The following is a 10,975-nucleotide window of genomic DNA, read 5'->3' on the forward strand; positions in this document are numbered from 1 at the left end:
AATAAACTCATGGCAGAAACAATTATTGAAACAAAAGATCTTCATCTCTACTATGGTCAAAATGAAGCTTTGAAAGGAATTGACCTTACACTTAATAAAGGTGAGATTACTGCTTTGATTGGGCCTTCAGGTTGTGGAAAATCCACTTTTTTACGTTGCTTGAATCGGATGAATGATTTGATTCCTAACGTAAGTACTACTGGAAGTGTTGTTTATAAAGAACAAGATATCTTTGGTCTTAAAACAGATACGGTAGATTTAAGAAAAGAAATTGGGATGGTATTTCAGCAGCCTAACCCATTTCCTTTTTCTGTATATGACAATATTACTTATGGATTGAAGTTAAAGGGGATTAAAGAAAAGGAGCAACTTGACGAAATTGTTGAAGCGAGTTTAAAAGCGGCTTTCGTATGGGACGACGTCAAAGATAAACTCAATGAGAGTGCCCTAGCTTTATCAGGCGGGCAACAACAACGTGTTTGTATCGCGCGTGTTTTAGCGATAGATCCTGATGTAATCTTACTTGATGAACCTACTAGTGCACTAGACCCTATTTCTTCAGGGAAAATAGAAAATACTTTATCAGAGCTAAGAGGAAAGTACACTATGGTGATTGTAACGCATAATATGTCACAAGCTTCTAGAATTTCTGATAAAACGGCTTTTTTCCTAGATGGAAGTTTAATTGAATTTAATAAAACAAGGGATATCTTTTTGTATCCGCAAGAAAAACAGACAGATGACTATATTTCTGGTAGATTCGGCTAAAATTTTGTAAAATAGACATGAAAGGGTGAGAGTGCTATGTTACGTTCCCAGTTTGAAGAAGATTTATTAAACCTGCATAATCAGTTTTATGAGATGGGGATGATGGTAAGTGACGCTGTTTCTAAATCCGTTTCTTCTTATATCGCCCATGATAAACAACTGGCTAAAGAAGTTATTGACCGCGACGAACAAGTAAATGAACATGAAGTGAAGTTGGAGAAAAAAAGTTTTGAAATGATTGCTTTGCAACAACCTGTAACAACAGACCTGCGTACGATTATTACTGTAATGAAGGCTAGTTCTGATCTAGAACGAATGGGAGACCACGCTGTTTCTATAGCAAAATCTACGATTCGCGTTAAGGGTACTGCACGAATTGATCAAATTGAAAAGACCATTTCTGAGATGTCAGATTATGTAAAAAAAATGGTGGATAATGTTTTAATTGCTTATGTCAAAACTGATCAAGAAGACGCTCAAGTTATCGCAAAAATGGATAAGCAAGTCAACCAATATTATAATGAGATTTATTCAAATACGATTAAGTTTATGCAAGATAATCCCGAGACGGTGGTTAGTGGGGCAGATTATTTAAATGTTGCCCAGTACTTGGAACGCATTGGCGATTACGTGACAAACATTTGTGAATGGATTGTTTACTTGGCCACTGGGAAAATTACAGAACTCAATTCAAATCGTCAATTAGGCGAATTAGATGAATTAAGTGAATAAATAAAGTCGATCCCTTTTGCAGGATCGACTTTATTTATTTAGAAGTGCAAAGAAGTTAATTTTTGATTTTTACTGTTTCTTGACTTTTTACGTTTATTTATAATTTCGTAATTTGGTACTTAAGACCTATGATAAATTCCCAAAAAAAGGGCATAATGATAATGTAAGGAAAAACTTTTTAAGGAGGCAAATGCCATGAACGAAAGACAACGGATTATGGATTTAGTAAAAAAAGGTGTACTGTCTACCGAAGAAGCTTTAGATCTGTTAGAAGAAACGGCAAAAAATAAAGACGAAGCACAAATTCAAAAAGATGACGCTAAATTAAATGCTCAAAAACAAGCAGAACAACAAACAGACGCCGAAGAAGCCTTTGAACAAGCGACTAAAGAAAAGAGCTCAGCAGAAAAACAACGGTTAGAAGATATGTTGGACGAGCTTGCAACAAATGCCAATAAAGCTTCTGCTGAGTTAGACGAGATTAATGCAGAAATTAAAGGAATTAAAGCAGAAATCACGGAAAAACGCGAAGAGTTAATGCAAATTGACACTCAAGAAGAACTAGATGAAATTACCGAAGATGATTATGCGAGACGGGGAGAAATAAAAGAAGAAATTAGTGATTTACAAGCTTCTTTGGATGAACTAAATGAAGAACGTACTCGTCTAGAAGAAAAATTAAAGTCAATTCGTAAGGATCAATGGAACCAAACAAAAGAAAAATGGAATGAAAAAATAGAGATTCCAGAAGACTGGAAAGAACAAGCTGGAGAAACGTGGAATCAATTTGGCGGTAAAACGGCTGAAGCTGGGAATCACTTAGGAGATTTTTTGAAGAAAACATTCGATAGTGTTTCTGAAACAGTGAATGAAAATGTGGAATGGAAAGATGTCAATCTGCATGTGCCTGGAGTTTCTACGACTAAATTTGAAAAAACCTTTGAATTTCCTCAAACAAATGCAAGTATTCTTGATATAAAAGTCGCTAATGGCAGCATGACTTTTAATATGTGGGATGAACCAGATGTCAAAATTGAGGCGAAAATAAAATTATATGGCAAAATGGATGCTGCTACGCCAGAGGAAGCATTTGAACAACGTAGTCAAATTAAAGAAGACGATGAACATTTGTCTTTTCAAGTGCCCAATAAACGCATTCGTTGTGACTTAGTCTTTTATTTACCAAGACGTACCTATGATCACATTTCGGTCAAATCCCTTAATGGAACAATCAATATTGAAGAATTAGATGTAAAAGACATCTATCTAAAAACCACAAATGGACAGATCAATATTTCGTCGATTAATGCTACAATGTTGGAAATTGAAGGTGTTCATGGTGCGATTAATGTATCAAACGGAATAATCAATGATGCTGTCATTGAAACAGTAAATGGCAATGTAACGATGAGTACGACACCTCAAAACACAGGTGTGTCCATTGTTAATGGCGATATTCGTTTGACGATGAACGAGAACCGAGCCAATCGTTTAAACGCTCACTCAGTCAATGGAAATATCAAAGCAGCGTTTCCTACTCAATTGGGATTAGAAGCTACTGCTAAAACGAATTTGGGCACAATTAACAGCCGTTTATCTAATTATGAAGTCGTACGGCAAAAAGATGAACGAACCAATCAGTTATTACATTTTCGTCGTAAACAAGATACCATTGCACAAATTGATTTATCTACTACGACAGGAAATATTTATTTGAAAGATTCAGGTAAATAAGTGTAAAATAAAAGAGAAGGATTATTTGTTTAAAGGTGGTGACAGAATGAAAAAGAAACTCACAAAATCCAGAAATAATGTCATACTAACGGGAACATTAGCGGGGATTGCTGAATATTTTAATGTCGATTCAACAATTGTTCGTGTTCTTTATGTTTTTATCTCGTTGCTAGGGATCGGTTCCCCGGTTTTCTTGTACATTGTTTTAGCTTTGCTTATTCCAACGAATCCTGAAAAACATGCAGGAGGTTATCGCACAAATTATGGAAAGCAGCAACGACAACGTAAAGAAGCAGAAAAAGTGGACGAAGATGACTGGAGTGATTTCTAGTGAGCTATTTTGAGCGGCTTGTCGTAAATATGCTGACATTTATCAGCTTATCGGTATTACTTCCGCAAATGGTTCATGTTGAAAGTTTTTTGACAGCTCTTCTTGCCAGTTTTGTCCTATCCATTTTGAATATGGTAATAAAACCAATTTTGATGCTATTGTCATTGCCTTTGACAATTTTAACTTTTGGATTTTTTAGTTTTTTAATTAACGCGGCTATGTTACAGATGACCTCGAGTTTAGTAGGCACCTCCAATTTTGGTTTTTCCTCATTTGGAGCTTCATTATTAGTTGCGGTTATTATGTCAGTTGTTAATATGATTGTGACCGATCATAACATGCGAAAATATATAGAATAAAAACGTCTATTTGATTTTTCAAATAGACGTTTTTTAGATATTTAGATCTGATCTATGTCCAGAAATCTATTACAGGACATAACTCATCAAGATCTATGTCCTGAAATTTATTACAGGACATAAGTTTAATAGATTGCTTACCTGAATTTGTTTTTAGCACATAGAAAGGATTCATCTAAACTTTACATTGTTTGTTGAAAGCTTTACATAAAGTTTATCTCTTATTTATGTTCGATTGTTAAGCTGAAGTTGTCATAAGAGATGACGATCGTTTAATAGTTGAAAGGAGAAAAGGGATGAAAAAAATAACGGGACTGTTGATGTTAACGGGAATTTTGTTAGGTGGTTGCGCTGGCAATGGTGCTAGCGATACGGAAAGTTCTGAGCAAGCCAGCCAAGGTCAAACGGAGATTGTTTCTGTTGGTTCAACAGCGTTACAACCTTTAGTTGATGCAGCGCAAGAAGAATTTGTACAAGAAAATCCTAATTATAATATTTCAGTTCAAGGTGGTGGCAGTGGAACTGGCTTAAGCCAAGTCCAAAATGGTTCAGTCACCATCGGAAACTCAGATGTATTTGCTGAAGAACAAGATGGTGTAGATGCCGATAGTTTAGTGGATCATAGAGTAGCTGTAGTGGGAATGGCTCCTGTGGTAAATCAGGATGTCGGTGTTAGCGAGTTATCTAAACAAGAATTAATTGATATTTTTACTGGAGAAATAACAAACTGGCAAGAAGTTGGGGGCGAAGATCAAGAAATTTCAGTAGTCAACCGAGCTTCTGGAAGTGGAACCAGAGATACGTTTGAACAGTGGGCTTTAGATGGTGCTGAGACTATACAAACACAAGAACAAGAGTCTTCCGGTGCAGTAAAACAAATTGTGGCCGATACTCCAGGTTCAATCAGTTATTTAGCATTATCGCATTTGGATGATTCATTGCAAGAAATAGCCATTGATGGTGTAGAACCTACTGAAGAAGCTATTCAAACCAACGATTGGGAAATCTGGTCTTACGAGCATATGTATACTCAAGGAGAACCGAAACAAGAGGTACAGGATTTCTTAGATTTCATGGTTTCTGATGGTATCCAAGAAGGGCTTGTAAGAGAATTGGGGTATCTTCCTATTACAGAAATGCAAGTAGAACGTGACGCCGATGGCGAAGTTAAAGAAATAGAGTAGAACGCCCCTTGGCAAAATTAAAAACCAAGTAGCTGGAAAAGCAGTTACTTGGTCTATTTTTTATAATAAAGTTTATGAAAGAGGGAGTGTGACAATAAATTTTGCTCCCATTCCTGGGAAACTATCGATTTCAACTTTTCCACCAAGCAATTTACTATAATCATTAACAATTGCAAGACCTAACCCATTGCCACCTGAATTACGCGAACGAGCTTTGTCCACTCGATAAAAGCGTTCAAAAATTCGTTCTTGTTCTTCATAACTTATTCCGATCCCATCATCTTCTACTGATAAAATCAAGTGACCATCTTTAGAATAAAAAGTGATAGTAATTTGACCATTGTAGAAAGCATAATGAATAGCATTTTCAATTAAATTTTTACAGATTGGTTGAAACAGTTCAATATTTGTATTAAAAACAAGATCTTTCGACCCATTGACTTCAATATTCACATTTTTTTGGGTCATCATGGTAGTATAATCATAGATTATCTCTTCTATAAGATGATTGATGTTCACTGAAGTTGTAGCTTCATTTATCTCTGAAGTTTTGGATAATTGTATGATTTCTTGGACTAAACTTTGTAAACGATAAGCATCTTTTTGCATAATCTGTAAAAATGAATCTAATGTTTGCGGATCTTCTTTAGCACCATCAAGTAAAGTTTCAGTAAACCCAATTAGAGAAGTGACTGGTGTTTTAAGTTCGTGAGTTACGTTACCTACAAAATCTTTTTGTAATTTTTCTAATTGAGCAATCCGTGTCATATCATAAGAAACACCAAAAACATATCCAGAATCTTTAAACGTACGAATAGTAACATCTAACAATCGGTTTGAGTTTGATATACGTATCTCTTTATTTAATGTGTTTGATTTATTTGATTGATAGACCATCTGAATGAACTGGGGTTCGGTAATGACGGTTTCAAAGGGCTGCTCTTCTTTATAATTTTTTATATTTAACTGTTTTATTAATGCTTGATTTATAAATATTAATTTACCGTTGTCATCGATAATAAAAACGCCAACCATTAATTCATCTAATAAAGTATAAAACTGTTTTTCTGAAGAGGTATAGGCATGATAGGTATCACCCATTTGTTGACTTAAAGTATTAATATTTTGATAGAGTTCTCTCCATACTGAAGAAGTTTGCATGATCATCTTTTGTTGCTTAGGTTTGTTTATTATCTGTTTGATAACGGGTAAGATGGTTTCCACAGGACGATTTCTTCTACGTAAAATGACAAAAATGCTGATTGCAAGTATCATCCAGAAGGCCAAGTTGACAAGAAAAATAGCTTGTTTCATTTGGTTAGCTTCTGGTAAAAAACTACTTGAAGGTTCTGCCATACGAATAATCTCACGGATATCTCCGTTTTGTCTGAGTGGGATAGCTACGTAAAGGACCTCTTGATCTAAGGTAGGACTCATACGAAGAGATTGTCCAAAAGAATTTCCTTCCATCACTGCTTTTACTTCTGGACGCTGGGAGCGACTCCCAGAAAGTGCAGGATTAAATGTATCGAAAAGAATATCGCCCTCACTGTCTATCCGCGTGATTCTTTCTTCTGAATCTTCTACATAATCTGTAGCGATCTCTTCAAAATTAGCTTGATCATTTTCGATCAAGCGGATAAAAGAGTAAGTTTTTTGCTGTAAAAATTCTTCATGCTGATTGAGTACTTGTTGGTCATAGAAATGGCTGATAAGTTGCCAACTGCTAAAGAATAAAAACAGTAAACCAATGAACCAACCAGCATATAAGCGTTTCTTTTTATTCATTGTGATTACTCCTGAAATTTATAGCCAAAGCCTCGAACCGTTTGAATATATTTGGGGTGTTTGGGGTCATCTTCCACTTTTTCTCTTAAATGGCCGACATGTACATCAACAATGCGATTTTGCCCATCAAAGTCAAAATGCCAAATACGATCTAACAAAGTATCACGACTAATGACTCTTCCCTTTCTTTTCATAAAATAGACTAATAACTCAAATTCCTTTGGTGTCAATTCAACAGGAAGATTATTAACAGTTACCTGATGATCTGCTAGATTACACAAAATATTTCCGGCGCGAAGAGTTTCAGGCAAAGACTCATTATCATCTAATATTGAACGTGGTTCTAAACGTCGAGAAATAGCTTTCATACGGGCGATAATTTCTCTAGGACTAAATGGTTTAGTTAAATAATCATCTGCACCAATCTCTAGGCCCAAAATTCGGTCAACAGAGTCATCTTTTGCTGTTAATATTAAAATAGGTGTGTCAATTTTTTCTTGACGCAGTTTCTTGGTTACCTCAATGCCATCAATTAAAGGGAGCATAATATCTAAAATAATAAAATCGAAAGACTGTGTGCTTGCAATTTCATAAGCATCCTTGCCATTTTCTGCGGTAGTTACTTCATATCCTTCTTTTTCTAAATTAAATTTCAATAAAGTAATAATCGAAGGCTCATCGTCAACAATTAAAATTTTTTTCATGTCCTACTTCCTATCTTTTACTATGGTAAAATTTGAGTATATGCTAATGGTAATGTTATTTATATTTTAGCATGGAAAAATGAAAAGAACTATTATAAAAAACCTAATATCGCATAAAAGGTGACTAAAAAGTATCGATTTCATTTTATTTTTCTATAAAACATAGTTGACTTTCTATAACTTTTTACGTAACATTTATTTTAAAAACGCTTTCTAAAAATAAGGAGGGAATATTTTGAAAAAGAAATTAATTATTGGGGTGTTTACAGTTGGTTTATTAGGGTTAGCAGGTTGTGCGCAAGAAGGAGAACAAACAGCTGAGACGAGCACAACAACTACAGAAGATAGTGGAGAGGTTACAATTTATTTGACTAGACACGGAGAAACGATGTTTAACGATTTAGATAAAGTACAGGGTTGGTCAGATACACCGTTAACTGAAGAAGGAGAAGAAGTGGCTGTTGATTTAGGAAAGGGACTGGCTCAGGAGGATATTTCATTTCAAGCCGTTTATTCTAGCGATATGAAACGATCGTATGATACGGCAGATGCGGTTTTAGAAGGGTTAGGGCAGGAAGATAACGAACAAGTGCAAGAACTGAAAGGTCTTAGAGAAGCTGGTTCTGGTCAATTTGAAGGAGAATCTTTAGATACTATCGATGAAGACCAAGCCAAAGAAGCTGGTTATGATTCTTATGAAGAATATGAAGATGAAAAAAGAGAACCTGGAGAGGATGAATGGTCCTGGTTAGCCAACGCTCATTATTATGCCGACCAATCTGGTTATGCTGAAGGAGCTGAGAAAGTTCAAGAACGAATGACCAATGCTATTGAAAAGATTGCAGAGGATCAGAGCCAAGAAGGCGGCGGCAATGTTTTAGTTGTAAGTCATGGCATGTCCATTAATGTAATGCTAGCAGATATGACAGATAAATATGAGGGTGACTCACTAGAAAACGCTAGTGTCACCAAAATCCATTATCAAGATGGTAGCCTGGATGTTGAAAGTATTGGGGATACTTCTTACTTAGAAGAAGGAGAAAATTAGCTCTTTCTAAATAAAAACTAGTTAAGAAAAAAGAATTATCATTAAAATTAATAAAAATTTCTTTGTATAAAAGGATACTAGAATTTTTTCTTTCTAGTATCTTTTTGCTTTCAATGATAAAATAAAAAAGAAAATAAGGTTAGAAAAGAGGAAGCTAAATGGCAGAAACTGTAAAAGTAGGCGAATTAGCAAAGGCTTTAGACTTAGAAATCGTAAGTGGAGATGAAAAAGCCTTATCGCGCGAAATTATCACTGGAGATGTTTCTCGTCCGGGCCTTGAGTTAACAGGCTATTTTAATTATTATTCGCATGATCGCTTGCAGCTGTTCGGTAGTAAAGAAATAACTTTTGCGCGACGAATGATGTCTGAAGAACGTTTGATGATTATGCGTCGTTTATGTGAAGAAGACACTCCAGCTTTTATTATTTCAAGAGGACTGGAAATACCTGAAGAAATGTTCAAGACTTGCGCTGAGAACCAATTACCTATCTTACGTTCTAAAATCACTACTTCTCGTTTGTCAGGGCAGATTTCCAGCTTTTTAGATGGACGTTTAGCTGCGCGAGAAAATGTGCATGGTGTTTTAGTAGATGTATATGGTTTAGGTGTATTGCTGCAAGGAGATAGTGGCATTGGAAAGAGCGAAACAGCACTCGAATTGATTAAAAGAGGCCATCGTTTGATCGCAGATGATCGAGTGAATATATATAAACAAGACGAATTAACTTTGATTGGTGAACCACCACAAATTTTAGAACATTTGATTGAAATTCGGGGCATCGGCATTATCGATGTTATGCATTTATTTGGCGCCAGTGCGGTACGGGGGAAGATGCAAATCCAATTGGCTGTTTATTTAGAAAGCTGGGAAAAAGATAAAAAATATGATCGTTTAGGGACTTCTGATGAAACAGTAGAATTAAATGGTGTGGATATACCACAAGTTAAAATCCCTGTAAAAACTGGAAGAAACCTTTCAATTATTATTGAAGTAGCAGCAATGAACTTTCGTACTAAAACAATGGGATATGATGCAACAAAATCCTTTGAAGATAGATTGACACGTCTGATTGAAGAAAATTCTGATTTATAGAAAAGAGGAAAGGTAATGACAGAAGGAATTAGCCGAACGGCATTTGAAATTTTTGGTATCGATATTTATTGGTACGCCATTATCATTGTATCAGGCGTTATTGTGGCTATGTGGTTAAGTGCTAGAGAAGCCGAGCGTGTTGGGTTAAAAGAAGACGATGTGTCTGACTTTATGTTAGCTGGTTTACCAATTGCTTTTATCGGTGCGCGTCTTTATTATGTTTTGTTTAATTTTGAACCTTACTTGAACGATCCAATTCAAATATTTAATTTACGTTCTGGAGGATTAGCGATATATGGTGGGCTAATCGCAGGAGGTCTGTGGCTACTTTTCTTTTGTCAAAGAAATTTTATTCCGACATGGCGATTTTTAGATATCGCGGCGCCAAGTGTCCTCATCGCTCAAGCGATTGGACGATGGGGAAATTTTGTAAACCAAGAAGCCTATGGACCAATAACAACAAGAAGTTTTTTAGAAAACTTATATATTCCAGATTTTATTATTAATAACGTTTATATTGAAGGGGCTTATCGCCAGCCAACTTTTCTATATGAATCGGTTTGGAGTATACTAGGGTTTATTTTATTGTTGTTATTACGTAGAAAAAAAGGCTTGTTTAAAGAAGGTGAAGTGGCTTTAAGCTATGTGATTTGGTATAGTTTTGGACGCTTTTTTATTGAAGGACTGCGTACGGATAGTTTATATTTATTTAGTTCTATTCGTATCTCCCAACTTCTTTCGCTTGTCTTATTTTTGGCTAGCTGGGCTTTTTTACTCTGGCGACGTCAAAGAAATGCACAGCTAAAAGATTATGATCCCACTAGGGGCAAAAATCAGTTTATAATATAACAAGCTTTCAAAATTAAATTATGATAAAATCAAAACGAGTTCATAGGAAGAGAATTTAAGCATAGTGGTAAAGAGTCAAGATAAAAAATGAATTTATTGTTACTCTACCACTAAAAAATAGGCGCACTGAACTAGGCCTATGCAAATCAAGCGTTTTCATAGGCTGTTTCCCTAGCAATGCGCAAATAACTTTTTCGTTATTTTTCTATCACGCTCCTAGGTGGCGTATAGAGTTGGTGGTTCCGTAGTAGCGTATCCACCAAGCGCACAAATTTTCTTGCAGTTAAAACGAGGGCTCTTTTGTGTTGATGTTTCGGTGTTTCTTGATACTTTTTACGATAAAAGGCTTGATATTCGGGCAAATGCCGACTGACAGAATTGGCA

At 35.5% G+C, this 10,975-nt stretch carries 11 protein-coding genes and 1 pseudogene; 9 read left to right on the forward strand and 3 right to left on the reverse strand.

Going from position 1 to position 10,975, the window contains the following annotated elements; all coding sequences use genetic code 11:
• Window positions 1-9: 9 nt before the first annotated feature.
• The 6 genes from pstB to G577_RS0104900 all read left to right on the forward strand — a co-directional run bounded on the left by pstB (window position 10) and on the right by G577_RS0104900 (window position 5,108).
• Window positions 10-768: a phosphate ABC transporter ATP-binding protein PstB gene (pstB, locus tag G577_RS0104875; protein ID WP_028790226.1), complete on the forward strand. Its 759-nt coding sequence runs from the start codon at window positions 10-12 to the stop codon at window positions 766-768.
• A gap of 36 nt (window positions 769-804) precedes the next feature.
• The gene (gene phoU, locus G577_RS0104880) at window positions 805-1,500 is read left to right on the forward strand and encodes a phosphate signaling complex protein PhoU (protein WP_028790227.1); all 696 of its coding nucleotides are present in this window, start codon (window positions 805-807) and stop codon (window positions 1,498-1,500) included.
• Window positions 1,501-1,695: 195 nt separating this feature from the next.
• Window positions 1,696-3,234 (forward strand): daptomycin-sensing surface protein LiaX, encoded by a 1,539-nt coding sequence (gene liaX / locus G577_RS0104885; RefSeq protein ID WP_028790228.1) that lies wholly within the window; start codon window positions 1,696-1,698, stop codon window positions 3,232-3,234.
• Between the two features lie 46 nt (window positions 3,235-3,280).
• Window positions 3,281-3,565 (forward strand): PspC domain-containing protein, encoded by a 285-nt coding sequence (locus tag G577_RS0104890; protein WP_028790229.1) that lies wholly within the window; start codon window positions 3,281-3,283, stop codon window positions 3,563-3,565.
• Window positions 3,565-3,924, forward strand: coding sequence for a phage holin family protein (locus G577_RS0104895; protein ID WP_028790230.1), 360 nt, complete (start codon window positions 3,565-3,567; stop codon window positions 3,922-3,924). Before G577_RS0104890 ends, G577_RS0104895 begins: the two co-directional genes overlap by 1 nt.
• 296 nt (window positions 3,925-4,220) lie before the next feature.
• The gene (locus G577_RS0104900) at window positions 4,221-5,108 is read left to right on the forward strand and encodes a phosphate ABC transporter substrate-binding protein PstS family protein (RefSeq protein WP_028790231.1); all 888 of its coding nucleotides are present in this window, start codon (window positions 4,221-4,223) and stop codon (window positions 5,106-5,108) included.
• A 72-nt stretch (window positions 5,109-5,180) separates the two neighbouring features.
• Here G577_RS0104900 and G577_RS0104905 read toward each other — a convergent pair whose 3' ends face one another.
• Together G577_RS0104905 and G577_RS0104910 are read right to left on the reverse strand one after the other, a co-directional pair.
• Complete coding sequence (locus tag G577_RS0104905; protein ID WP_028790232.1) at window positions 5,181-6,896, reverse strand: ATP-binding protein; 1,716 nt, start codon at window positions 6,894-6,896, stop codon at window positions 5,181-5,183.
• A 5-nt stretch (window positions 6,897-6,901) separates the two neighbouring features.
• The gene (locus G577_RS0104910; protein WP_028790233.1) at window positions 6,902-7,600 is read right to left on the reverse strand and encodes a response regulator transcription factor; all 699 of its coding nucleotides are present in this window, start codon (window positions 7,598-7,600) and stop codon (window positions 6,902-6,904) included.
• A gap of 235 nt (window positions 7,601-7,835) precedes the next feature.
• Here G577_RS0104910 and G577_RS0104915 point away from each other — a divergent pair, with 235 nt between their 5' ends.
• The 3 genes from G577_RS0104915 to lgt all read left to right on the forward strand — a co-directional run bounded on the left by G577_RS0104915 (window position 7,836) and on the right by lgt (window position 10,591).
• Window positions 7,836-8,648, forward strand: coding sequence for a histidine phosphatase family protein (locus tag G577_RS0104915; RefSeq protein WP_028790234.1), 813 nt, complete (start codon window positions 7,836-7,838; stop codon window positions 8,646-8,648).
• A 158-nt stretch (window positions 8,649-8,806) separates the two neighbouring features.
• On the forward strand, window positions 8,807-9,742 hold the full coding sequence (gene hprK, locus G577_RS0104920) for an HPr(Ser) kinase/phosphatase (protein WP_028790235.1): 936 nt from the start codon (window positions 8,807-8,809) through the stop codon (window positions 9,740-9,742).
• Window positions 9,743-9,757: 15 nt separating this feature from the next.
• The gene (gene lgt, locus G577_RS0104925) at window positions 9,758-10,591 is read left to right on the forward strand and encodes a prolipoprotein diacylglyceryl transferase (RefSeq protein WP_028790236.1); all 834 of its coding nucleotides are present in this window, start codon (window positions 9,758-9,760) and stop codon (window positions 10,589-10,591) included.
• 197 nt (window positions 10,592-10,788) lie between these two features.
• Here lgt and G577_RS11785 read toward each other — a convergent pair.
• Window positions 10,789-10,975 (reverse strand): annotated as a pseudogene (locus G577_RS11785) (IS110 family transposase); the annotation flags it as partial.

Source organism: Tetragenococcus muriaticus DSM 15685, from assembly GCF_000423785.1.
GTDB lineage: Bacteria > Bacillota > Bacilli > Lactobacillales > Enterococcaceae > Tetragenococcus > Tetragenococcus muriaticus.